The sequence below is a fragment of the Polaribacter irgensii 23-P genome, assembly GCF_000153225.1.
Lineage (GTDB): Bacteria > Bacteroidota > Bacteroidia > Flavobacteriales > Flavobacteriaceae > Polaribacter > Polaribacter irgensii.
This window is the reverse complement of the sequence record NZ_CH724148.1, coordinates 1,947,637-1,971,201: the sequence shown is the minus strand read 5'-3', so window position 1 is coordinate 1,971,201 and position 23,565 is coordinate 1,947,637. Positions and strand designations below refer to the sequence as shown.

Annotated in this window: 22 protein-coding genes; 11 read left to right on the top strand and 11 right to left on the bottom strand. The window is 33.2% G+C overall.

Translation table 11 applies throughout. The annotated features are described in order from the left end of the window. Positions 1 to 62: 62 nt before the first annotated feature. Positions 63 to 1,259, bottom strand: coding sequence for an ADP-forming succinate--CoA ligase subunit beta (sucC, locus tag PI23P_RS08835; RefSeq protein WP_004570467.1), 1,197 nt, complete (start codon positions 1,257 to 1,259; stop codon positions 63 to 65). A 1,083-nt stretch (positions 1,260 to 2,342) separates the two neighbouring features. Between sucC and PI23P_RS08830 the strand changes: the two genes are divergently transcribed. The 3 genes from PI23P_RS08830 to PI23P_RS08820 are packed head-to-tail and all read left to right on the top strand — an operon-like array spanning position 2,343 to position 4,355. Next, a complete protein-coding gene (locus PI23P_RS08830; RefSeq protein ID WP_004570464.1) occupies positions 2,343 to 3,002 on the top strand; it encodes an ABC transporter ATP-binding protein in 660 nt (219 codons plus the stop codon). Between the two features lie 38 nt (positions 3,003 to 3,040). Beyond that, a complete protein-coding gene (locus tag PI23P_RS08825) occupies positions 3,041 to 3,589 on the top strand; it encodes a CPBP family intramembrane glutamic endopeptidase (protein WP_004570463.1) in 549 nt (182 codons plus the stop codon). Between the two features lies 1 nt (position 3,590). Continuing rightward, positions 3,591 to 4,355 carry a TIGR02757 family protein gene (locus PI23P_RS08820; protein WP_004570462.1) on the top strand — a complete coding sequence of 255 codons (765 nt, stop codon included), beginning with the start codon at positions 3,591 to 3,593 and terminating at the stop codon, positions 4,353 to 4,355. A 247-nt stretch (positions 4,356 to 4,602) separates the two neighbouring features. On the opposite strand, the gene PI23P_RS08815 is transcribed toward PI23P_RS08820, so the two are convergent. Next, positions 4,603 to 5,874 carry an NAD(P)/FAD-dependent oxidoreductase gene (locus tag PI23P_RS08815; protein WP_004570461.1) on the bottom strand — a complete coding sequence of 424 codons (1,272 nt, stop codon included), beginning with the start codon at positions 5,872 to 5,874 and terminating at the stop codon, positions 4,603 to 4,605. A 544-nt stretch (positions 5,875 to 6,418) separates the two neighbouring features. Here PI23P_RS08815 and PI23P_RS08810 point away from each other — a divergent pair. The 5 genes from PI23P_RS08810 to PI23P_RS08790 are packed head-to-tail and all read left to right on the top strand — an operon-like array spanning position 6,419 to position 10,940. Then, complete coding sequence (locus PI23P_RS08810; RefSeq protein WP_004570460.1) at positions 6,419 to 8,353, top strand: BatA domain-containing protein; 1,935 nt, start codon at positions 6,419 to 6,421, stop codon at positions 8,351 to 8,353. Then, positions 8,350 to 9,609, top strand: a complete 1,260-nt coding sequence (locus PI23P_RS08805; RefSeq protein WP_026288365.1) for a dihydroorotase — start codon at positions 8,350 to 8,352, stop codon at positions 9,607 to 9,609. The genes PI23P_RS08810 and PI23P_RS08805 overlap by 4 nt, the downstream gene beginning before the upstream one ends. Positions 9,610 to 9,612: 3 nt before the next feature. Further along, the gene (locus PI23P_RS08800; protein ID WP_004570458.1) at positions 9,613 to 9,939 is read left to right on the top strand and encodes a magnetosome magnetite crystal formation protein family; all 327 of its coding nucleotides are present in this window, start codon (positions 9,613 to 9,615) and stop codon (positions 9,937 to 9,939) included. A 17-nt stretch (positions 9,940 to 9,956) separates the two neighbouring features. Then, positions 9,957 to 10,613 (top strand): alpha/beta hydrolase, encoded by a 657-nt coding sequence (locus PI23P_RS08795; RefSeq protein ID WP_004570457.1) that lies wholly within the window; start codon positions 9,957 to 9,959, stop codon positions 10,611 to 10,613. 21 nt (positions 10,614 to 10,634) lie between these two features. After that, on the top strand, positions 10,635 to 10,940 hold the full coding sequence (locus PI23P_RS08790; protein ID WP_238300047.1) for a TIGR04104 family putative zinc finger protein: 306 nt from the start codon (positions 10,635 to 10,637) through the stop codon (positions 10,938 to 10,940). 15 nt (positions 10,941 to 10,955) lie between these two features. On the opposite strand, the gene PI23P_RS08785 is transcribed toward PI23P_RS08790, so the two are convergent. Further along, entirely contained in the window at positions 10,956 to 11,624 is a 669-nt protein-coding gene (locus PI23P_RS08785) for a class I SAM-dependent methyltransferase (protein ID WP_004570455.1), read from the bottom strand. 169 nt (positions 11,625 to 11,793) lie between these two features. Here PI23P_RS08785 and PI23P_RS08780 point away from each other — a divergent pair, with 169 nt between their 5' ends. Further along, positions 11,794 to 13,029, top strand: coding sequence for a DEAD/DEAH box helicase (locus tag PI23P_RS08780; protein ID WP_004570454.1), 1,236 nt, complete (start codon positions 11,794 to 11,796; stop codon positions 13,027 to 13,029). 21 nt (positions 13,030 to 13,050) lie between these two features. Here the strand turns inward: PI23P_RS08780 and PI23P_RS08775 are convergent, their stop codons facing one another. Further along, positions 13,051 to 13,833 carry an MBL fold metallo-hydrolase gene (locus tag PI23P_RS08775; RefSeq protein WP_004570453.1) on the bottom strand — a complete coding sequence of 261 codons (783 nt, stop codon included), beginning with the start codon at positions 13,831 to 13,833 and terminating at the stop codon, positions 13,051 to 13,053. Between the two features lie 76 nt (positions 13,834 to 13,909). Here PI23P_RS08775 and PI23P_RS08770 point away from each other — a divergent pair, with 76 nt between their 5' ends. Beyond that, on the top strand, positions 13,910 to 15,358 hold the full coding sequence (locus PI23P_RS08770; protein WP_004570452.1) for a hypothetical protein: 1,449 nt from the start codon (positions 13,910 to 13,912) through the stop codon (positions 15,356 to 15,358). A gap of 401 nt (positions 15,359 to 15,759) precedes the next feature. Here PI23P_RS08770 and PI23P_RS08765 read toward each other — a convergent pair whose 3' ends face one another. From PI23P_RS08765 to PI23P_RS08740, 6 genes are all read right to left on the bottom strand, one after another. Then, the gene (locus PI23P_RS08765) at positions 15,760 to 15,954 is read right to left on the bottom strand and encodes a hypothetical protein (protein ID WP_004570451.1); all 195 of its coding nucleotides are present in this window, start codon (positions 15,952 to 15,954) and stop codon (positions 15,760 to 15,762) included. Between the two features lie 120 nt (positions 15,955 to 16,074). Beyond that, positions 16,075 to 16,335: a hypothetical protein gene (locus tag PI23P_RS08760; RefSeq protein ID WP_004570450.1), complete on the bottom strand. Its 261-nt coding sequence runs from the start codon at positions 16,333 to 16,335 to the stop codon at positions 16,075 to 16,077. Positions 16,336 to 16,376: 41 nt separating this feature from the next. Next, complete coding sequence (locus PI23P_RS08755) at positions 16,377 to 17,069, bottom strand: HAD family hydrolase (RefSeq protein ID WP_018941839.1); 693 nt, start codon at positions 17,067 to 17,069, stop codon at positions 16,377 to 16,379. Continuing rightward, a complete protein-coding gene (gene kdsB / locus PI23P_RS08750) occupies positions 17,069 to 17,803 on the bottom strand; it encodes a 3-deoxy-manno-octulosonate cytidylyltransferase (RefSeq protein ID WP_004570448.1) in 735 nt (244 codons plus the stop codon). The genes PI23P_RS08755 and kdsB overlap by 1 nt, the downstream gene beginning before the upstream one ends. A gap of 121 nt (positions 17,804 to 17,924) precedes the next feature. After that, a complete protein-coding gene (locus PI23P_RS08745) occupies positions 17,925 to 18,794 on the bottom strand; it encodes an OmpA/MotB family protein (RefSeq protein ID WP_004570447.1) in 870 nt (289 codons plus the stop codon). A 142-nt stretch (positions 18,795 to 18,936) separates the two neighbouring features. After that, on the bottom strand, positions 18,937 to 21,573 hold the full coding sequence (locus PI23P_RS08740) for a valine--tRNA ligase (RefSeq protein WP_004570446.1): 2,637 nt from the start codon (positions 21,571 to 21,573) through the stop codon (positions 18,937 to 18,939). Positions 21,574 to 21,697: 124 nt separating this feature from the next. On the opposite strand from PI23P_RS08740, the gene PI23P_RS08735 reads away from it, so the two are divergent. Further along, the gene (locus tag PI23P_RS08735) at positions 21,698 to 22,102 is read left to right on the top strand and encodes a DUF1573 domain-containing protein (RefSeq protein WP_004570445.1); all 405 of its coding nucleotides are present in this window, start codon (positions 21,698 to 21,700) and stop codon (positions 22,100 to 22,102) included. On the opposite strand, the gene PI23P_RS08730 is transcribed toward PI23P_RS08735, so the two are convergent. Beyond that, complete coding sequence (locus PI23P_RS08730) at positions 22,099 to 23,457, bottom strand: aspartyl protease family protein (RefSeq protein ID WP_004570444.1); 1,359 nt, start codon at positions 23,455 to 23,457, stop codon at positions 22,099 to 22,101. The genes PI23P_RS08735 and PI23P_RS08730 overlap by 4 nt on opposite strands. Positions 23,458 to 23,565: the final 108 nt, after the last annotated feature.

Genomic DNA, 23,565 nt, shown 5'->3' with positions numbered 1-23,565 from the left:
TACACAAACATAAAAAACGCCTCACATACATGAGGCGTTTTTTAATACATATGCTTAAAATATTATGCTTCTAAAACTGCTTGCACTTTATCTGAAGCTTCTTGAAATTCTGTTGCTGAAATAATTTTCATTCCAGAATTATCAATTAATTCCTTTGCTTCTTTCGCATTTGTTCCTTGTAATCTGCAAATAATAGGCACATTGATTCTGTCGCCCATACTCTTGTATGCATCTACTACACCTTGTGCAACTCTATCACAACGAACAATACCCCCAAAAATATTTACTAAAATGGCTTTCACATTTTTATCTTTTAAGATAATACCAAAAGCTATTTCAACTCTCTGTGCATCTGCGGTACCTCCAACATCTAAAAAGTTCGCAGGCTCTCCTCCAGACTCTTTGATCAAATCCATTGTTCCCATTGCCAAACCAGCACCGTTTACCATACAACCTACGTTTCCATCTAAGTCTACGTAGTTTAAACCTGCCGCTTTCGCTTCTACCTCAATTGGATTTTCTTCTCTTAAATCGCGCATTGCTGCGTAATCTCTGTGTCTGTACAATGCATTTTCATCTAAAGAAACTTTAGCATCCACAGCCATTATTTTATCATCTGACGTTTTTAAAACCGGATTGATTTCGAACATTGCAGAATCTGATTTTATATACGCAGTATATAACGCAGTTACAAATTTAGTCATCTCTTTAAAAGCCGTCCCAGACAATCCTAAATTGAATGCTATTTTACGCGCTTGAAAAGGCATTAAACCTAATAAAGGATCTACTTCTTCTGTAAATATTAAGTGGGGTGTTTCCTCTGCAACTGTTTCAATATCCATTCCACCTTCGGTAGAATACATAATCATATTTTTTCCTGAAGCTCTGTTTAGCAAAACAGACATGTAATATTCCTCTGGCTCTGAATCTCCAGGATAGTATACATCTTCGCAAACTAACACTTGATTTACCAACTTTCCCTCTGCCGAAGTTTGAGGCGTCACCAACATCATTCCAATAATATCGTTGGCAATACTTTCTACCTCTTGTAAATTTTTAGCCAATTTAACACCACCGCCTTTTCCACGTCCACCGGCATGCACCTGTGCTTTGATTACGTGCCATCCAGTACCAGTTTCAGCAGTTAATTGTTTGGCTGCGTCTACAGCTTCCTTATGATTACTTGCCACAATTCCGCGTTGTATTCTAACACCAAAACTGCTTAATATTTCTTTTCCTTGATATTCGTGTAGATTCATTCTCTAAAAGTTTTAAAACAGCCCAAAAATACAAATTCAGAAGCTAATTTCTGCAATGATTCCTATAAAAATTGAAAAACTGCTCAGATATTTTATGCGAGACATAAAACAATATGCAATTTTAATATTTTCGTTATTGCAACGTCTTTATACTGTAAGTCAATGTTTTACGGATTATATTATTTGCAAAAAAAAATATTTCTACTCCTACAAACAACAAAAAAATGCTAAAAAACACTTTTGATAAGTGTCTGAATCTTGTGTAAATATTCATTTTACGGATAAAAAAATAGAAAAAGAAAGGTAATAACGATTACAAGAGTCCCAAAACAAGCCAAAATTGAGGCCCTTCTAAATAACACGCTTGACGCAAAATTAAAATAGTATCTGACTTTGTTCTTTTTAGACCTACTTGCGGAAAATTGGTTTTTTCATAGCTTCAAACTTACGTCTAAGTTATTTGTGCAGAAATGCGCAATCCAACTACTGAAAATATTCCATCATAGTTCCCGATAAAAGATAATTTTAGTCAAACCTTTTTTTTTAGCATTCATTTAAATAATAATGGATAGCATCCGAATGAACTCGTTGTTCAGATTACAAGAAAATAAGAAGATCTAAAACTTCAAATAAAAATGAAGATTTCTATTGACCTGCCTTTTAGGAAAGGCATCAAAATAATTACTATTGGTTAAGATGTAGAAATAAAAGGACCTTATTGATCGATTGGCTTTTGAGATGGACGAACAAAACTTTGAAAATTTAATTTCGCATACGTTTAGAGTACGTTAACGAACAACATATTTGAACACATCTTAACAATAGCTGTTAAAAATAAATGCAATATGACGGCTTCATTCAAGTTCATAACACCAATTATAATGCAAATCTAAATTTTTACAAAAAAAACAAAGAGGTATTTAATCAAACAAATCAGGATACATTTTATTTGAGGTTTGTCTATTTGATCGGTTACATTGCCATAAAAACCATGTTGTAAACAGTATTTATTATGAGATATCAGAAGCGCGTTTATGGCTTTCTGCTTTCTTTTTTATACTTTTGTGAACAAATTATTAAGGTATGATTGTTTGCAACAATATTCACAAGCATTATGGGGACGTAGCGGTCTTAAAAGGTGTCAATTTGCACATTAAAAAAGGGGAAATCGTAGCAATTGTCGGTCCTTCTGGAGCGGGAAAAACAACCCTTTTGCAAATCTTAGGAACATTAGATAAACCCCTAAAAAACAATGATTTTGAGCTTTTGTTAAACGAAAAATCCCTTAAAAATTTAACAGACAAAGAACTCTCTTCTTTTAGAAATACGCACATAGGTTTTATTTTCCAATTTCATCAATTATTACCAGAATTTACGGCACTTGAAAATGTATGCATCCCCGCTTTTATTGGAAAAAAACAAAAAAAAGAAACGGAAATAAAGGCAAAAGAAATCTTAGAATTTTTGGGGCTTTCACATCGAATCCACCACAAACCAAGTGAACTTTCTGGTGGTGAACAGCAAAGAGTAGCAGTTGCACGGGCATTGATAAACAATCCTTCTGTGATTTTAGCAGATGAACCTAGTGGAAACTTAGACAGTGAATCTGCAAAAAAATTACATAAATTGTTTTTTCAGCTGCGCGATAAATTTGGTCAAACTTTTGTTTTAGTCACGCACAATGAAGCATTAGCCGAAATGGCGGATCGAAAGTTAACAATGAAAGATGGAGTAATAATTTAAAATTCATCAGTCGCTCTGAAACAACACATCACAAAAAAATGAAAGAAACTTTCAAAAATGTATACAACTATCTAAAAAACCCTTTATTGCAGCAGGACGCAAATACTAATTTAACGTATCGCTTTAAAATATTTTTTCAACTACTGCTCATTTGTATTTTAACTGGAATCGCTATCTCCCCTATTTTCGCACTTTTTGATGCGATAGGATGGATCGATATGAAAGACCATAAAACGGATATTCTCTTTAAAGAAATGACTGCTATCCAAATATTATTGCTTGGAGCAGTACTTCTACCTATAATAGAAGAAATAGTGTTTAGGGCACCAATTGTATTATTTAAAAAAGCAAAAAGTTTTAAAATTGCCTTTTATCTATTCACTTTGGTTTTCGGTTTTATACACATTACCAACTTTGAGATGACATCAAATGTACTATTATTAGCTCCAATACTTGTATTGCCGCAAATCTTAGTGGGTGCTTATTTTGGATATATACGAGTCCGTTTTGGCTTACTTTGGTCTATGCTCTTGCACGGTTCCTACAATGCAATTTTTATTATTTTAAGTTTAATTCCTGAGTTATAAAATGAAAAAAGCAGAGCTAAAAGAGTTTTTAGACGAAAAAGTAGTACTGTACAACACTCCAGAATTTATTACTTCAGATCCCATTCAGATTCCACACCTATTCTCTAAAAAAGAAGATATTGAAATAGCCAGTTTTTTAACTTCTATTATCTCGTGGGGAAACAGAACTATGATTATCAGGAATGCTTCAAAAATGATGGAGTTACTAGATCAAGCTCCGCACGATTTTGTCATAAACCACCAAGAAAGCGATTTGAAAAGTTTAGAAGGCTTTGTGCACCGAACTTTTAATCATCTTGACTTCCAGCAATTCATAAAATCATTGCAACATATTTATTTAAATTATGGTGGTTTAGAACAAGCACTTTTGATAACAGATAAATCTACAACCTATCAAAGCGCTATTCATCATTTTAAAAATTGTTTTTTTGAGCTCCCACACACACAAAGAACCCAAAAACATATTTCTGATCCTTTAAAAAATTCTGCAGCGAAAAGAATCAATATGTTCTTGCGATGGATGGTAAGGAGCAGTGCTGGAGGTGTCGATTTTGGACTTTGGAAAACGCACAATCCGGCTTATCTATCTTGCCCCCTAGATGTGCATTCAGGCAACGTAGCACGAAAACTAAAACTATTGCTTAGGAAACAGAATGACTGGAAAGCAGTCGCCGAATTGGATGAAAACTTAAGAAAACTAGATAAGAATGACCCCGTAAAATACGATTTTGCACTTTTTGGACTCGGTGTCTTTGAAAAGTTTTAAACGAACATTTTTGTATTCATGAATTCTTTTTTTTACACTAGGTTCAAAACTGAAAAACATAAAAAAAGTACTACGTGCTGTTTGTGCTATCAGAATTTTGTACTGTTTAACGGCAAAACAAAAGATCTTTTATGCTTTGCCGCTAAAAAATTAGAAGAGTTACTAAAGTATGTACAAGCTCAATGTCGCTGTCTCATAACATTAAAATAAACTAGAACCTAGTGTCAAAATAACAGTGATAATGTCTTTATTCTATCTCGCTATTTGGCTTAATAATCATTCTAAAAGACTGGTCTTTGTAAATGTAATATCCCAACCAGTTGTAGAGCGCTCTCAGTTTACTTTTAAAATTAACCAACCCCATGATGTGAACAAAAATCCAAATTAGCCAGGACAAAAAGCCACTCATTGCATATTTTTGATTTGGAAAATCCATCACAGCTTTATTTCTTCCAATAATGGCTAAAGATCCCTTATCCTTGTATTCAAATGCTTTCCAATCACCATGATTTTTTAATAGATTATCTGCTAAGTTTTTTGCCTGTTGTATTGCTGGTTGTGCTACCTGAGGATGCCCTAAAGGATAATTTTTATCTCCATCTAAAAATGCACAATCTCCTAAAGCATATATATTACTAGACAAGTGTACCTGATTAAATTCATTTGTTTTTAATCTTTTACCATGCCCAAAACTATCCGGATGAAAACCTTCAAATACCTTGGCATGAACGCCTGCGGCCCAGATTAAATTTTTAGTTTCAATTTTATTTCCATTGGATAACAATACACTTTCACCGTCAAAATCTTTCACAAAAGTATCCATCAAAAGATGTACCCCATAAGCTGTTAACTTTTTAGCAGCATATTTTTGAGCATGTGGGGACATAGAAGACAGCACTTCTTTTTGACCGTCTACTAAATAAATTTCGCCTAGCTCTTCTTCTTTTAATTCTGGATAATCTTTCATAATTACCGAGCTGCTCAATTCTGCAATGATCCCAGAAAGCTCAACACCTGTTGGCCCTGCCCCAGCAATTACGAACGTTAGGTATTTCTTTCTTTCCGCTGCATCCTCAATTCTAGTTGCTAAATCTAAACGTGTTAAAATGGTATTTCGCAGTGACAAAGCGTCACTTATTGTTTTCATTGGCAAACATTTTTCTTTGATATTTTCATTACCAAAATAATTTGTTTCTGTCCCTGTTGCCATAATTAAGGCATCATACGCCAACTCCCCATTATTTAAAATTATTTTATGTTCTTCAGGAACCACTTTTACAAGAGAGCCAAGCCTAAAACGCACATTTTTAAAATTGCGCAAAATTTTACGGAAAGGATAGCTAATTGCAGACGGCTCCATAAACCCACTTGACACTTGGTAAATCAGAGGAGCAAAAAAATTATAATTATTACTATCTACTAAAATAATGTCATATTTAGATGAATTTCCCAAGCGCTTTATCAACTCTAATCCGGCAAATCCGCCACCAACAACGATAATTTTTTTTCGTAAATCCATGTATGCTATTCTGTTTTTTTCAATACGGTAAGACGATTTTACCCTTGTTTTACCGTATTAATTATGAGCGGCAAATTTAGTGAATAAAACAAAAAGCAAGTGCTTATTTTGTAACTTTTATATCCATTTTATTTTGTAAAATACCGAGAATATTCTGTATATTAATAATGACAATGCACTTAAATAAAAATAGAATCTGTTTGTAATAAACGTATTTTCGAGGTTGTATGTTAGTCCAAATATGCGTGTGTAGCGTAATTATTTAAAAGATACTTTTTTTTCTAATCCCTGCAAAGTGCCCTATTTATAATAACAATCGTTTCAGAAATAGAAAATTTGTGAATGTACTGCTTGTCTTTATAGCATTTTAAAATAAGATAAGATCAACGTAAATTTGAAGTGTTGCAATCACAATTGAATGAACCTTCCTCTAATCCTCTTAATGTAAGACGCCTTAAAAAGTTTTAATAAGAAGTTAACAAGTGTTTCGAAACTCTTATTTTTGTAATAAATTTAGGGTTCAAAAACTGAATAAGAATACCAAATGCAATTTAAAAACCCTGAAGTTTTATACTTTTTAGCACTGCTCATTATTCCTATTTTAGTGTATCTTTTCCAGCTTCAAAAATTCATAAAAGTTCCGTTCACCAATGTTGCTTTTTTACAAACGATTCAACAACAAACCCGCAAAAGTTCTCGTTTAAAAAAATGGTTAATTTTAGGAATACGACTACTCTTATTTACATCGATAGTTTTTGCTTTTTCAAGACCGTACCTGAGTGCAGACAACCCTGATGAAAAACAACCTTATTTTATTTATTTGGATACATCTCTTAGTACAGATACCCGAGGAGAAAAAGGGAATTTACTAAAGATTGCTGCCCAAGAAATTGTAGAAAATATCACGCTCAATAATAGGTACTCTTTGCTAACGAATACTAATTTTTACAAAGATCTCAATACAACGGAATTGAAAAAAATTCTATTATCAGTAGAGAATTCACCATTAAAACTCGATTTAAAAACTGTTTTTCTTAAAATTAAACAAGAAAATAAAATCAAAACTAAAACTTTACATAGAAATATACTAATATCTGATTTTCAGTCTTCTTCTGAAAATAAATTCACAAATGTAACAACTGATTTTACAGCCATACAGTTAGTCGGAACTAAAAAAGATAACATTTCCATAGACAGTGTTTATATCAGTAATAAAAATGGTGATCATTTTACAGTACACGGACTTATAAAAAACCAGGGTTCTAAAAAAGAGAATGTTCCTATTGCCCTTTTTAATGGAAATGAACTGCGAGGCAAACAAAGCTTTCAAATTGAAAAAAATACTACAAAAGAAATTGAGTTTATAGTGTACCAAACAGGTGATTTTTTAGGGAAATTAGAGATTACTTTTTCCGATACTTTTTTGTTTGACAACAGCTATTTTTTTAGCCTAAACACAAAAAATATCAACGTTTTATCCATTGGAAAAACGGCTTCTTTTTTATCAAAAATATATACTGAAGCTCCTTTTAAATACCAACATAGATCCCCCAATAAAGTAGATTATAATACGCTTCAAAAACAACAGTTGATCGTGTTAAACGAGTTGGAAATTATTCCAGAAATCTTAGCAAAAGATTTAAAAAAGTTTTATCAAAATGGAGGCAGCCTTGTTTTGATACCCTCTGAAAAATTGGTCCTTCAATCATACAACGCTTTTTTGAAAAGCTTGAACTTTGGTAAGATTGAAACCCCAACAAAAGATACCTTAAAAATAACAGCGATAAACTACACGCATCCCATATTTAAAAATGTCTTTACAAAAAGAATAACAAATTTTCAATATCCAATAGCTCGAAGCTACTCGCCCATTTCAGGGAGTCAATCTAAAATCCTTTCTTTCGAGAACAATACTGCTTTTATCAGTCAAATGGATAACAGCAAAGTCTATTATGTAGCTTCCGCGTTAAATACAAACAATAGCAACTTTGCAAGTGCCCCGTTAATTGTTCCTATCTTTTACAACTTTGGCACTTTGAGTGCTCAGTATCCAAAACTCGCATATTGCATTGGAAAAGAAAATATGTTTGAAATAGAAACAGTATTAAACAAAGATGAAATATTAACAATTACAAATACTCAGAATTCTTTTATACCATCCCAAAGGACATTTCAAAAAAAGGTAATGATCACGACAAAGGAGCAACCACAAAAAGCTGGTTTTTATACAGTATTAAATGAAGGCATTAAAATTCAGGACCTGGCATATAATAATCCTCCCGAGGAAAGTCTTTTGAAATTTTTAGATTTTAATAAGTTGCGGAACGCCAAGAACATTACTATCGCTGCCTCTATTAAAGACGTCTTTGATAAAATTGATAAAAATAATGAAGTTCATTGGCTTTGGAAATGGTTTTTAATCCTAGCAATTGTATCTTTGTTTTTAGAAATTTTGATTTTAAAATTCTATACGCTATGAATACGCTTATAAAATCAGCAACCATTATAGACCCTTCAAGTCCTTTTCACCAGCAAAAAAAAGATATTTTAATTGTGGATGGAATCATCACAAAAATTGAAGATCTCATTCCTTCCCAAAAAGATTTTACCATCGTAACAAGAGAAAACCTACATGTTTCCTGCGGTTGGTTTGACACCAGTGTTTCTTTTGGTGAACCTGGTTATGAAGAACGTGAGACCATTAAAAATGGTTTGGAAGTTGCTGCAAAAAGTGGCTTTACGGCTGTAGCTGTTAATGCAAACACAAATCCCGTAATTGATAACAAAGCTGCTGTAGCGTTTCTAACCAATAAAGCGCAAGGTTTTGCTACTAAATTATATCCAATTGCCGCATTGACGAAGGATAGCGAAGGAAAAGAAATGGCAGAACTGTTCGACATGCAACAGTCTGGTGCCATCGCTTTTGGGGATTATAAAAAACCTGTTGTCAATGAAAATTTGATGAAAATTTCTTTACTGTATGCTCAAAATTTTAACGGCCTCGTATTGAGTTTTCCAAAAAATCAATCCATCGCTGGAGATGGCATTGCAAATGAAGGCATCAATAGCACAAAATTAGGCCTAAAAGGAATTCCTGCATTGGCAGAAGAATTACAGATTGCGAGTAATTTATTAATTTTAGAATACACAGGTGGGAAATTACACATTCCGACAATTTCTACTGCAAAATCTGTCACATTAATAAAAGATGCAAAGAAAAAAGGTCTCCAAGTTTCTTGTAGTGTTGCCGCACATCATCTTGTTTTAACAGATGATGAGCTACACGAATTTGACAGCAATTATAAAACGAACCCACCGTTGAGAACAAAAGCGGACTGTAAAGCTTTGCAAAAAGGAATAACTATGGGCGTTATCGACATCATTACTTCAGACCACAACCCAATAGATATTGAATATAAAAAGGTAGAATTCAGTGAAGCAAAAAACGGAACTATTGGCTTAGAAAGTTTTTTTGGAGCCATCAACTCTGTGCTTAGCATATCTGATTTCATTGAAAACATCACTTTAAAACCACGCGCAATTTTTGGATTGGAGACGACTTCAATTACCACTGGAAATAAGGCTGACATCTCTTTCTTTAATCCTGAAGAAAAATATATTTTCACAAAGAAGAATATTTTTTCAACTTCAAAAAATAGTGCTTTTATAAATAAAAAAATGACGGGAAAAGTTTACGGAATTTTCTCAAACAATCAACTTATTTTAAATTCTTAAAACTTGGAAAACCACAGCGTAAAAGAAGGAAAAAAAATTGCAGTAATAAGCTACATCCCTTTTGTTGGACTTATAATTGCAATTTTATTAAACAAAGAAAAACGAAATTACTTTGCTCGATTTCACATGCGACAAAGCATTGGATTGAATGTGTTGTACTTTATAAATAGATTTATTGTCTATGGTTATTTTGGAAATACTGCAGGTGATATCGGAAAAGTTGGAGTGATCGTTCTTTTTATACTTGGTGTTTTAGGAGCACTTCAAGGAAAAGAGAAATTAATTCCTGTTTTTGGAGCACAGTTTCAAGAATGGTTTAAAAATATTTAAAAAAGACTTCTTTTTTTATGAGTGATTTACATTACATCGTTAGAACCCCGAAAATTACAATAGAAAATCCACCTTTGCTTATTTTATTACACGGGTACGGAAGCAATGAAGAAGATTTATTTTCCTTTGCAGAAGAGCTTCCCGAGGAGTTGCTTATTGTCAGCCCACAGGCCCCGCTTTCTATGGGTTTCGGAAGTTATGCTTGGTACACTATAAATTTTGACGAAATCAACGGGAAATTTTCCGATTTAAAAGAAGCCAAAGAGTCCGTTGATAAAATTGCGCTGTTTGTTGATGTCATAAAAAAGAAATACAATACAGATGCTGATCAAACATTTTTACTTGGCTTTAGTCAGGGTGCTATTCTGAGCTATTCCCTTAGTTTTTTCTACCCAAATAAAATTCAGCATGTGATTGCTTTAAGTGGATATATCAATACGGAATTGCTGCCAGAAAATATTTCATCAGAAATCAAAACAGACTATTACTGCTCGCACGGAACAGTAGATCAAGTGTTACCGATCGCTTGGGCACGAAATTCTAAACCCTTTTTAGAGGCATTAAAGTTAAATACTGAATACTCGGAGTACAATGTTGGCCATGGTGTTGCACCTCAAAACTTTTACAGCTTTAAAAAATGGATTACAGCGCGATTATTGCCTGTAAAAAACTAATTGTCAAAAGTAAATGCATCTATGGATACGTGTAAAAAGTGTAATGAAAAATTTAGTTTTTGGCAAATCTATAAAAACTACTGGAGTGCCAAGCAAATGCTTAAATGTTCAAATTGTCAAGCTGAGCACACATGCACAATAAAGAGTAGAGTGGTCTCAAGTGTTTTTGTTCTTTTCGTTCCAGGACTCCTTCAAACTGCAATCCAAACTTGGGAAAAGCCTGAAATACTTGAAATTTGGACAATATTGTTCTTGTACATTGGAACCTCATTTGTCATGTCTTTTTTAACCAATCCGTTATTAAAATTTAAATTAATTCAGAAGTAAAATTAAAAAAAACGCTCAATAAACTTCATATTGGGTCGTTACTAAAACACCCTTTTCCTTCCCTAAAGAGATTGATAATAGCTGTTTTTCTCTTTTCACCTGCATATAGAACGGAGCCTTTAACAAATTCAATCCGCTTTGCTTTTTTAATCGAATTCCTTGTCCAGAAATAATGTCTTTGTTTGGTTTGAAATCTTCTTGTGGAAGATGCTCGGTTAATATTATATATTTAAAGGCAACCAATTTAGCAGTAATTCGATGTACCTCCGCGTTTGAGAGATGCTGCAATACTTGTCTAACAATTGCACAATCTCCAGGAGGTAAGACGTCATTGGCAATATCTAAGCAATAAAAGGTTACCCTTTCTGACGTGAAATGCAATTTATTGAAAAGAATAAGTGCTGGAACAATATCAACGGCCCTATATCTCCTTGCGTGTGGAGCCAATTCTTTCCCAATATTAAAATCGCCACAACCTAAATCACAGACATCTATAGGGTTCTTAAAACTAGTTAAAAAAGTGCTCACTGCGGAGATATAAGGCTGGATAAGGTTTGCTTGATGTGATCCAATACCTGAGTAAAAAACATCCTTATTTGCCCCCCAAAGTTTCATTTCATACACTTGCTCCATTGCTTCTTTTGTTGGCCAAGGCTCTTTTTGAGATTTCTCTTTTTTCTTCATAGCTCGCAAGCTAACAAAACAAATCGAATCCTTCTGACGTATTCTTTTTGAAAGACATATAATAGGACTCTTTTAGCAGACGAAGTCTAAAGAAAATTCCCTTTTAATAATTTTCAATTCAACAAAAACCATTGTTTCTTTTAAGCTACCTTTGCCCTAAAAATAATACATGCAGTTTTCTGATTTTTCTTTCAATAAATCTATTTTAAAAGCAGTAGCGGAAGAGCGCTTCCAAACACCTAGCTTAGTGCAACAAGAAGCGATTCCTTTAATTTTAGAAAAAAAGAACGTCATTGTTTCGGCACAAACGGGAACCGGAAAAACAGCTGCTTTTGCATTGCCTATTATTCAGCTTTTATTTGATGGACAAGATGCCGAAAAAGGAGAAAAAAAAATAAAATCTTTGATCATTACGCCTACGCGTGAACTGGCAATTCAAATATTAGAAAACTTCAAAAGCTTTAGTAAATATTCGAATCTAAGAGCATCGGCTGTTTTTGGGGGCGTATCTTTAGAACCTCAAAAAGAAATTTTATCAAAAGGTATTGACATTTTAATCGCAACTCCAGGAAGACTAATTGACTTGCATACGCAGGGAAATATTGATTTAAGTGCCATTGAAATATTTGTTTTAGATGAAGCTGATCTCATGTTAGATATGGGCTTTATTAACGATATTAAAAAAATAGAACGTTTCTGTCCCAAACAAAAGCAAACATTACTTTTTTCGGCAACCATGCCAGAAAAAATAGTTGAGTTAGCCAAAAAGGTAATTAAAAGTCCGGTTGTTGTAGAAATAAATCCTGAGGAAACTACCGCAAAAAATATTGGACAACTCCTCTACTACCTCCCCAAAAAGAATAAAACCGATTTGTGTTTGAATTTATTGAAAAACACAATCAACGGAAAAATAATTATTTTTAGACGTACAAAGTTTGGTGTTGACAAATTAGAAGAGTCCTTGACCAAAAACGGGTATAAAGTCGCGAGTATCCATGGAGATAAAACCCAGGGAATACGGAATAAAGCTATTGAGGACTTTAAAAATAAGACCGCCCACATTTTAATAGCAACAGACGTTGCATCTCGAGGAATAGACATTACAAACGTAGATGCAATTATTAATTTTGACATTCCAAATGTCCCAGAAACCTATATTCACAGAATTGGTAGAACGGGTAGGGCTGGTAAATCTGGCATCGCCTTTTCTTTTTGTTCCCCTGACGAGAATGCCTATATCAAGTTGATTGAAACTCTAATAGAAAGACCAATTAAAGTAATTACAGATCACCTTTATATTATTTCCAAGCCAAAACAAAAAAGGACCCAAGAAAATACTGTGAGTAAACACAAGAAAGGTAGAAAGTCTGAAGCCTCAAAAAAGAAGAAAAAACGCTGGTATTAAGAAATTGCAAATGGTACAATTTTACACTTGAATTTTTAGGCCATCAAACGCTAAAAATACGTTGCTTGGAAGTATCTTAGAAACTTCGTCGTGAAAACCCAACTTGTGGCTAATGTGTGTAAAATAAGCTTTTTTAGGTTGCAACTCCCCAACAAAATCCAATGCTTCTTGTAAGTTTAAATGTGTAGGATGCGCATCTATTCGCAATGCATTCACGATGAGAACATCCAAATTTTTCAACTTTTCTTTTTCTGCTATTGCAATTGTTTTTAGGTCCGTCAAATAGGCAATATTCTGAATTCTGTATCCAAGAATAGGTAGTTTTCCGTGCGCAACTGCAATGGGCACTACCGAAATAGTATCCAATAAAAAAGGAGTTTCTTTTATAATATTTGGCTGCACACTTGGCGCGCCAGGATACCGATTCTCTTTGGAGAAAATGTATTCAAAACGCTGCTCTAAACTCGCCAATGTTCTTTGATTTAAATAGATCGGCATCTCTCCTATTTTATAACAAAAAGGACGCAAATCATCAATTCCCGCAGTATGATCAGAATGCTCATGTGTAAACAAAACGCCGTGCACTAATTGTACATCTTCTCTAAGCATTTGTTGTCTAAAGTCTGGTCCACAGTCAATTACATATTTTTTATCATCCCAAGAAATCAAGATAGAAGAACGCAGCCGCTTGTCTTTAATATTGGTAGATAAACAAACAGGATCTTTACTCGCAATCATCGGTACTCCCTGGGAAGTACCTGTACCTAAAAAGGTAATATTTAGTGTCTTTTTATTAAATTTCATTAAAACAAAAATAAGATAAAAATTGACTGATAACACACTAATTACTTACATTTGTTGGAACGTTTAAAAACTTACTATGGCCATTTCTTTAAAAGGAGATCAAGAGATAACAAGTGCACCGACTACAAAAAGTAAAACACTCAGAATTAACTTAAACTCGGATATCTACGGAACCTTTGCAGAAATTGGCGCAGGACAAGAAACAGCACGAAACTTTTTCAGAACAGGTGCTGCCTCTGGAACCATAGCAAAAGCAATGAGTGCATATGACAAAGACTTTTCGGATGCCATATATGGAATAGAAGAGGACAAACGGTATGTTACACAACCACGTTTAAAAAAAATGCTAGGTCACGAAATCGATTTAATGGAAGATCGACTCAGCCGATCTAAGCATCCAGATAAGTTGTTTTTTAGTTACGCTAACACGGTAACCACCATTGATTTTGCAAAGCAGTTTAAGGGGCACGGATGGATAGGAATTCGCTTTCAATTAGACCCTTTAGAGGAGTACAATGAAATTATATTACATCTTCGATTTAAAGAAACAGATGCACGGCTCCAACAGGAAACTTTAGGTGTTCTTGGAGTAAATTTAATTTATGGTGCTTTTTATTTAAATGACAATCCGAAAGAACTCGTAAAATCCTTCTATGACAATTTAAGTAACGATCAGTTAGAAGTTGACATGATTAATTTTTCAGGACCTCGATTTATGTATGTAGACAACCGTTTAATGAGCTTACAATTGCTTAAAAACGGGATGACGAATGCAGTAATGTTTGGGCCTGACGGAAACAACTTACTTCCGGCTCAAGTATTGTACAAAAAAAATATTTTAGCTTTACGAGGCAGTTTTAGACCTGTTACAAAAGTAAATATGGACATGTATGAAAAGTCTAAAAAGCTATTCTTAGCAGAAAATAAAGTAAAAGAAAGCAGAACCCAAGTAATTTTTGAGATCACTTTAAGTAACTTGAGTGGTGAAGGTAAAATTAACGAAAGAGACTTTTTGGATCGTGCAGAACTCCTTTGTTCTTTGGGACAAAATGTTATGATCACCAACTTTCAACAATACTTTAAATTAGTTGAATATTTTAGTGAATTTACAAAAGAGAGGATGGCGCTTGCCATGGGTGTAAACAATCTTATTCAAATTTTTGATGAAAAATACTACCGAAATTTAAGTGGTGGGATTTTGGAAGCATTTGGCAAACTTTTCTATCGAGATTTAAAGGTCTACATGTATCCCTACAAAGACCAAGAATCTGGTGCATACATCAACACTGAGAATCTTAAAGTACACCCTCGAATGAAAGAGCTTTACAAGTTCTTTAAAAACAACGGAAGACTGATAAACATTGACGACTTTGACTCAGAAACGCTGGATATATTCTCCCGAAAAGTATTAAAAATGATTGTAAATGGTGATCACGACTGGGAAGAAATGTTACCAGAGGGAATTTCTGAAATCATCAAACAAAAACGTTTATTTGGCTATTCTAAAACAAGAGTGAAAAAATAGTTTTCCTTTACAAATAGCCTTTATTCGAAGATATGTAAATTGCTACTCCTCAATGGTTCAGCACGAGATCTTAAAAGAGGTCTTAGTTCAGTGTGACGAGCTATTCATAGGGTTCACCAAAAAGGGGGTCGGCTCTCTTAGAGTTATAGCACAGTTCCTAATGAGATAAGCATTGTTGTAAATAAACTTAAAAAGAGAGGTGCCTATATACTGGTGCAGTCTAACATAACGCACCGTTACTTAAAAAGTACTATTTTCTGTAATGGAAATAAAATAAAACAACTATGTTCAAATAAATTGCCACCTTATCTCAAAAATAATGACTAGTTTTTTACATGAATACGTTGGTTTAAGCGAAAAACAGTATCACATAAAAAACTTAAATAGATTTATATATATAATTACTCTAAAAGTGCCATACAAACAAATAAGTCCGGCTTGTTTTCTACAAAGGAATACAACCAAACACTGAGTTCATCTACTTCATTTGGTAATAAGTTTTCCAAGCCCTTTTTTAATTCTTTACAAAATAACTCTGAATTAAAACTAACTTTTTTTAACACTGTAATTGTGTAATCAAACATTGCTCTCGCCATATTCTTGCTATTTACCAGCTATAACGGAAAGCAACATGCGTTTAGTATATTTACAATAGGACAAAAAAAACCATCAATACATTAATTGATGGTTTTTAAAAAATATTTTAAAAGGTGTTTTTATAATGCATTGATTTTAAGTACTAATTCCTTAGCCCTCGCTTCCAAATCTGCACTTACACCATTATAATGTGCTTTTTTGTTCTCAATTCCCTTCGCGTTAATTTTTGCGATTAAAGCGTCAAAAGTATTTATAGTTTCATCTATAATTGCTTCAACTTCTTTATTATCTCCTTTAAGATCTACTTTCTCGGATACATATCCAATAATGTCTCCTAACGTATAATTGATATCTCTTTTTAAGTTTTTTATGCTAGCCATAATATGTTTTAATTTTAAAAGTGCAAAGTTAGTTTAATTATTTAAATGAGCGCTATCAATTCTTTAATATTTGTCAAGGTTTTGAAATCTAGATTTTGATCCTTCTCCAAAGTCACTTCCTCATGAATCCAGGTCGTGTGAAATGGGATGTGAATTGCCGGAGCTCCAATCGCTATTAGGGGCAAGACATCAGACTTTAAAGAATTTCCGATCATCAACAATTGGGAAGGTAGAATATCTAAATGTTTTACTAACTTTAAATAGTCTTTTTCTTTTTTATCACTCATTACTTCAATATGATGAAAATAATGTAACAAATGTGATTTTGCTAACTTCCTTTCCTGATCCAATAAGTCCCCTTTTGTAGCAACGATTAACTTAAATTTTCCCTGTAAACTCTCTAAAACCTCTTCTACGCCATCTAACAACTGTATTGGTTTTTCCAGCATCTCCTTGCCTATCTCTAATATTTTCCCAAGAATTTCTGCTGGCAATTGATCCTTTGAAAGCACTAAGGCACATTCTATCAAAGAAAGCACAAATCCTTTAACGCCATATCCATAAATCGATAGATTTTTGATTTCAGTTTCTCCTAATTCTTTGGTGATTTTATCTTTGTTTTCATAGGGCAATAGCAACGCTACAAAAGCATCCTCTGCTTCTCTAAAATACGTTTCATTTACCCATAAAGTATCATCTGCATCAAAAGCAATTACTTTTATATTCTCAAACATCATAATAAATTTAGGTATCTCTTCGCTTTTTCTAAATCTTCTGGCGTATCAATACCCACAGACTCTATGGTTGTTTCTACCATTTTAATCTTCTTCCCAAGCTCCTGATAGCGAATTGCTTCAATTTTTTCAGCAGCCTCTAAAGGCGTCATGGGTGTTTTATAAAAATCTAATAAGGCCTGTTTTCTAAATGCATATACCCCTTTGTGTTTATAGTATTTTACAGCAATGTCTTGATCTCTTTGATATGGAATTACACTTCTAGAAAAGTAGATTGCCATGTTATTTATATCTGTAATGACCTTGACATTGTTTGGATTTTCAATCTCTTCTTTCGCAGTAATTTGTACTTTTAATGATGCCAAATCAATCTCTTTTTCAGAATCATTTTTAAAAACATCGATTAATTTTGACAGTGATACTTTGTCTATAAAAGGTTCGTCTCCTTGTACATTAATAACAATATCAACCTCTAAAAACGCAACTGCCTCTGCAATTCTATCTGATCCACATTGATGCTCTGCCGTGCTCATAATTACATCTCCACCTGCATTCGCTATGTTTTCTTGAATAATTTCTGAATCCGTAACCACGTAAACGGCTTCAAAGAGCCCTGTTTTTATTGCCGCTTCATACGTTCTAAGAATAACGGACTTTCCTCCTAAATCTTTCATTAATTTCCCTGGAAATCGGCTTGCACTATACCGTGCAGGAATCATTGCAATAATTTTCATAACGACATTAAATATGTTCAAATATACTATTTTTAACGTGGAAAGCTAAAAACAAAAAGCTTCTAAAACATTGATTACAGCAATGCGTTAGAAGCTTATAAACTGAGTGAATTTTGCTATATTATTTATCGATATCTGAATTAGAAGATAACAACGCAAAAAATTTGTCTAAATTTGGTAGAATAACAATTTTAGTTCTTCTATTTTTTCTTCTATTTTCACTTGAAGAATTATCTACTAATGGCATTGTACTCCCTCTTCCTGAAGCAATCAATCTACTACCTTCTACCTTATATTTACTTTCTAAAAGCCTCACAATAGACGTCGCTCTTTTTACGCTTAGATCCCAATTGTCTTGCACTACAGCATTACTTATAGTCCTAGAATCTGTGTGTCCTTCAATCATAACATCCATACTTGGCTCAGATTTTATGACTGCTGCTAATTTTGCTATCAATTTATACGCTCCTTTTTTGACACGGTAACTTGCCGTATTAAAAAGTAGTTTATCAGAAACTGAAATCATCACAACTGTTTGATCAATATTAATATCGATATCGTCAGAACTTTCTATCTCTAAAATATCTATTGATTTTTTTAAATTGTAAGCGATGGCTAAATTCAGAGAATCTTTTAGAGTCTTTGCTTTTGAAAGAGCGTTCACATCTACTTTTGTTAAAGTTTCATTCATCAAAGCTCTCGTCTGCGTTGAAATTACCGCAGCGTTTCCAACCATTGATAATTTCACTTCATTTTCTCTCTCTAAAGTAACATTGTCACTCTTTAACGAATTAATTTTAGTATTGTAATTCTCAACGCGCGCTTCTATTGCTGAAAACTTTGCAGCCAACTGCTCTTTTTCAATTGTAGTTTTTTGAAGATCTCCTTTGGTATTTGTATACTGACTTTCTAAAGCCACATATTTTTTCTTGGATACACAAGAAGAGACTAATAAGGTGAAAATTGCTACAGGAATAATAAAATTTTTCATTTTTACTTTGTTTAATTATTAAGAGTCCAATTATTTGAAACTCTCTTTCTATTTAGGATATTCTTATTTTTAATGAAATCATTACCAATTAACAACTTAACAATAACATTCCACTACTATTTAAGGAAGCAAACGCAGCAGGTTACTTTAAAGAATTCAAACTACTTTTAATGGTTTCAATTTTTGCAATTGTATCCGCTTCTTTTTTACGTTCTACTAGAATTACTTCTTCTGGAGCATTCGCTACAAAACGCTCATTTGATAATTTCTTTGAAATACCAAATAAAAAACCTTCTGCCCTTTTTAATTCACTCTCCAATTTCTTTATTTCCGCCGGTACATCAATATTTTCGATCGCAATTGGCACAAAATATTCATTAGATTTTACTCTAAAAGAAGCGCCTTCAACCTTTTCTGGAACCACCTTTATTACCGCAGCATTTGTTAGCTTTTGTATCACGGTGTCAAATTTTTTGGATTTTTTCTCAGTATCAATCACAAACAATTCGATAGGATCCTTAAAAGAAATATTTTTATCTTTTCTAATGGTCCTAATTCCAGAAATAACACCTGTTGCGAATTCAAAATCAGCGATAATAATCGCATCAAAATCTTTAATTACGGGATATTTTGAAATAATCAAAGCCTCTTCTGGAGTTCTATCTGCAATGTATTGCCAGATGTCTTCTGATAAAAACGGCATAAAAGGATGCAGCACCTTTAGGTTATTTTCTAATACTTCAAGAATGGCGTCAAAAGTTTTTTTATCTATCGGTTGCTGATACGCAGGCTTTACGATCTCTAATAACCACGAAGAAAAATCATCATTAATCAATTTATAAATTGCCATTAAAGCATCTGAAAGCCGGTATTTAGCAAAATGATCTTCGATCTCTGCCAACGTTTTTTGAAACTTTGCTTCATACCAAACCAAACCAATTTTTGAAGTTTCTGGTTGTGGTAATGTTGCAGCTACCTCCCAACCGGTTATCAGACGGAACGCATTCCATATTTTATTTGCAAAGCCTTTTCCTTGCTGACATAAGTCTTCTTCAAACATTAAATCGTTTCCAGCGGCAGCACTTAAGAGCAGACCAACTCGAACACCATCTGCACCATAATCTTCAATTAATTTTAAAGCATCCGGCGAATTTCCTAAAGATTTAGACATTTTACGTCTTTGCTTATCACGCACTAAACCTGTTAAATATACGTTTTTAAAAGGCTTTTCGCCTTTATACTCATACCCTGCAACAATCATTCGTGCCACCCAGAAAAATAAAATATCTGGACCTGTTACGAGATCATTTGTAGGATAATAGTATTTAATTTCTTCGTTCTCTGGATTTCTAATACCATCAAAAACAGACATGGGCCACAACCAAGACGAAAACCAAGTATCTAATGCATCTTCATCTTGTTTTAGATCCGTAATTTTTAACGCGACATTCCCAGTTTTTTCTTTGGCTAAAACCAACGCATCGTCAATATTCTCTGCAACCACAAAATCCTCTTTTCCATCCCCATAGAAATAGGCCGGAATTTGTTGTCCCCACCAAAGTTGTCGGGAAATATTCCAATCACGAACATTTTCCATCCAATGGCGGTAGGTATTTTCGAATTTCTTTGGATATAAATTGATTTCAGCATCTTCCCCTAAAACAGCATCAATAGCCGGTTTTGCTAAATCTTTCATCTTTAAAAACCATTGATCTGACAACCTTGGCTCTATAACTGCTTTAGTTCTCTCTGAAGTTCCTACTTTATTTACATGCACTTCTGTTTTTACTAAAAAACCTTTTTCTTTAAGTTCTTGCGCTATTTCTTCACGAACTACAAAACGATCTTTTCCTTGATAATGCAATCCGAAAGAATTTAAAGAAGCATCATCATTAAAAATATCAATTACTTCTAATTGGTGTTTTTCGCCTAAATTTTTATCATTTTCATCATGGGCAGGAGTTACTTTTAAACAACCTGTTCCAAATTCAATATCAACATAATCATCTTCAATAATAGGAATTACACGGTTACATAAAGGCACAATTGCTTTCTTTCCTTTTAAATGTAAAAAACGTTCATCCTTTGGATTGATGCAGATTGCGGTATCTCCAAAAATAGTTTCTGGACGCGTTGTAGCAATTGTTAACGTATTTTCTGAACCTTCAATTTTATATTCTAAATAGTATAAATTTCCTTGACGCTCTTCATGAATTACTTCCTCATCAGACAATGTCGTTTTCGCTTCGGGATCCCAATTAACCATGCGGTACCCGCGATAAATTAGCCCTTTATTATATAAATCCACAAAAACTTTAATTACAGATTCAGACATTTCTGGATCCATTGTAAATGCAGTTCGCTCCCAATCACAGGAGGCGCCTAATTTTTTTAATTGTTCTAAAATAATACCTCCATATTCATCTTTCCAATCAAAAGCGTGTTGCAGAAATTCTTCCCGCGTTAAGTCGCTTTTCTGAATTCCTTGCGCTTTTAACTTTGCTACTACTTTAGCTTCAGTGGCAATAGAAGCATGATCTGTTCCCGGAACCCAACAAGCATTTTTACCTAACAAACGCGCCCGTCGAACTAAAACATCTTGAATGGTATTGTTCAACATATGTCCCATGTGCAATACACCGGTAACGTTTGGCGGCGGAATTACAATTGTATAAGGCTCTCTTTCATCTGGCGTTGAATGAAAATAATTATTTTTCATCCAGTAATCATACCATTTGCCCTCTGCTTGTCCTGCATCGTATTTAGATGGAATTGTCATATTCTGAAATATTTTTTTTAAATATAGTTCGCAAAAATACAATTATCTATTTTGCTGAAAAAATTAGCGGTTGATTTTTTAAAACAAATTATTTATGGTAATTTTACTATACAAGTTAATCAATATGAAAACATTTAAATTATTTTTAGCAGTTCTCCTTATTAGTATTTCTTTCAATGCCCAAGAATTTCAGTTTGAAACAGAAACCATTGATTATGGAAAAGTTGAAAAAGCTTCAAACGGAGAAAGAACTTTTGTTTTTACAAATATTGGTGATCAACCTTTAATTATTGACCAAATTAAATCTTCTTGCGGATGTACTGTGCCTAAAAAACCAGAAGCACCTATAATGCCAGGAGAAAAAGGAGAGATTAAAGTTTCTTATGACACAAAGAGAGTTGGTGGTTTCTCGAAATCTATCACCATTACCTCAAACGCAAAGAACAAAATTAAGATCGTCAAAATTAAAGGGTTTGTAAATGCAGCAATTTCTTTAGAAAAAGAAAAAAGCATCGTTTCTGATTACTAAATTCTTTTTTCTAAGCGAAACTGAAAGGAGAGAATTTCACCACCTCTTTCTATTTTAATTCTTATTTTTTTATTTTCCCTTTCTTGTAACATCCCAACAATATCGCTTAATTTATAAGCATATGCAGGTTTCCGATTAATTTCCAAAATTAAATCTCCTGCTTTCAAACCGGCTTTATCTCCTACAGAATTTTTAGCAACGCCTTTCACTTTATAAGTAGGTTTGAAAACGTAGATAAAGTTGGGTGCAAAAAAAATAGTGTTGTTCGATTCTAATTTACCATTATAAACACCTGTTGTAGATTTTATATTTTCTTGCATTATTAATTGTTTACCGCTATAAGCAACGTCTAAACCACTCATATTATAGTTAAATCCAGCTCTAAAAAAACTGTTTTTTTTAAGCATAATTTGTTTATTAGGATAATCTAACCAGACGGTAAATCTCTTTAAGATATAACCACCTATGCTTCCATTTCTATTTTTAAACTTCCTGGCATTTAATGTAGACAGTGAATCTAAAAAAGAAACTGTGGAGTTATTAATTTGAAATCTTCCTATTTTTAGTTTCGGAATTCTACTTCGCTTTCCGAAAATAAAACCACTTAAACCTTCGCCTAAAAAATCATTAAAAAATCTTTTAGGGGTCTTAATTTCTGATTTAGAATTTTCAAAAAGCCAAATAGCGTCACTTCCTCCAGAATCGATTAACATTTTTACGCGTGTTAATTTAGTGCCAACAGTATCTAATTGCACAGCAACATTTACAAATGGCTTTTTTCTATAAAACTCAATGGGTAAAACTTCACACTTTCTGCACTTCTTATAAGTGTAACTATCTGGATTATAAAAATCGATCTTCTTAGTTTTGTAATTTATTTTAACCACAAAATTTCTTAATAAATTATATCCAATAACCCCGTGAATAGTCGTTCCCATTTTGCTAGATACATCAAAAAAGTCCTTAAGAATAACATAAATAGATTGATTGTTAGCAAGCAACCCTCGCACCCCCATCTTATTTTTTTTAGACAATATAGCAGTTACTGGCTCGCCGTCTCCTAGCCCCCTCAACGTGATTTTTTTTGTATTCAAAAGAGAAATACTATCGTGCTGAGAAAGATTAAAAATAATTGTTTTTGTCACACCTGTGTCTAAAATAAAAGAAAGTTTTTGACCATTAATGGTCACTGGAATTACGATTAAATTATTTATTAATTGGAAAGATACGCGCTGCTTTTTTTGGCTTTCTTCCTCAAAATGGAACCCATTTTGAGCATTTGTGCAAAAAGTTGTAATAAATGATATTGCTAAAAAAAGGAACATTTTATTATGCAAACCATTATTTTTTCTCATCTTTTTAAAAATACAATAATATAATTAGAGAAATTATTTTTTCATTGAAATAACTTTTAAAGATGTGCGCTTTAATTAAACAATGTGAATTTATTATTGCAAATTTGC

Bases quoted from the DNA above. Each gene is read 5' to 3' on its own strand.
- PI23P_RS08730 (WP_004570444.1), bottom strand. From the start codon at position 23,457: ATGAGAAAAAATAATGGTTTGCATAATAAAATGTTCCTTTTTTTAGCA.
- PI23P_RS08820 (WP_004570462.1), top strand. From the start codon at position 3,591: ATGAAAAAAGCAGAGCTAAAAGAGTTTTTAGACGAAAAAGTAGTACTG.
- PI23P_RS08790 (WP_238300047.1), top strand. From the start codon at position 10,635: ATGGATACGTGTAAAAAGTGTAATGAAAAATTTAGTTTTTGGCAAATC.
- PI23P_RS08825 (WP_004570463.1), top strand. From the start codon at position 3,041: ATGAAAGAAACTTTCAAAAATGTATACAACTATCTAAAAAACCCTTTA.
- PI23P_RS08805 (WP_026288365.1), top strand. From the start codon at position 8,350: ATGAATACGCTTATAAAATCAGCAACCATTATAGACCCTTCAAGTCCT.
- sucC (WP_004570467.1), bottom strand. From the start codon at position 1,259: ATGAATCTACACGAATATCAAGGAAAAGAAATATTAAGCAGTTTTGGT.
- PI23P_RS08775 (WP_004570453.1), bottom strand. From the start codon at position 13,833: ATGAAATTTAATAAAAAGACACTAAATATTACCTTTTTAGGTACAGGT.
- PI23P_RS08785 (WP_004570455.1), bottom strand. From the start codon at position 11,624: ATGAAGAAAAAAGAGAAATCTCAAAAAGAGCCTTGGCCAACAAAAGAA.
- PI23P_RS08810 (WP_004570460.1), top strand. From the start codon at position 6,419: ATGCAATTTAAAAACCCTGAAGTTTTATACTTTTTAGCACTGCTCATT.
- PI23P_RS08780 (WP_004570454.1), top strand. From the start codon at position 11,794: ATGCAGTTTTCTGATTTTTCTTTCAATAAATCTATTTTAAAAGCAGTA.
- PI23P_RS08765 (WP_004570451.1), bottom strand. From the start codon at position 15,954: ATGGCGAGAGCAATGTTTGATTACACAATTACAGTGTTAAAAAAAGTT.
- PI23P_RS08795 (WP_004570457.1), top strand. From the start codon at position 9,957: ATGAGTGATTTACATTACATCGTTAGAACCCCGAAAATTACAATAGAA.
- PI23P_RS08755 (WP_018941839.1), bottom strand. From the start codon at position 17,069: ATGTTTGAGAATATAAAAGTAATTGCTTTTGATGCAGATGATACTTTA.
- PI23P_RS08830 (WP_004570464.1), top strand. From the start codon at position 2,343: ATGATTGTTTGCAACAATATTCACAAGCATTATGGGGACGTAGCGGTC.
- PI23P_RS08760 (WP_004570450.1), bottom strand. From the start codon at position 16,335: ATGGCTAGCATAAAAAACTTAAAAAGAGATATCAATTATACGTTAGGA.
- PI23P_RS08745 (WP_004570447.1), bottom strand. From the start codon at position 18,794: ATGAAAAATTTTATTATTCCTGTAGCAATTTTCACCTTATTAGTCTCT.
- kdsB (WP_004570448.1), bottom strand. From the start codon at position 17,803: ATGAAAATTATTGCAATGATTCCTGCACGGTATAGTGCAAGCCGATTT.
- PI23P_RS08770 (WP_004570452.1), top strand. From the start codon at position 13,910: ATGGCCATTTCTTTAAAAGGAGATCAAGAGATAACAAGTGCACCGACT.
- PI23P_RS08740 (WP_004570446.1), bottom strand. From the start codon at position 21,573: ATGACAATTCCATCTAAATACGATGCAGGACAAGCAGAGGGCAAATGG.
- PI23P_RS08815 (WP_004570461.1), bottom strand. From the start codon at position 5,874: ATGGATTTACGAAAAAAAATTATCGTTGTTGGTGGCGGATTTGCCGGA.
- PI23P_RS08735 (WP_004570445.1), top strand. From the start codon at position 21,698: ATGAAAACATTTAAATTATTTTTAGCAGTTCTCCTTATTAGTATTTCT.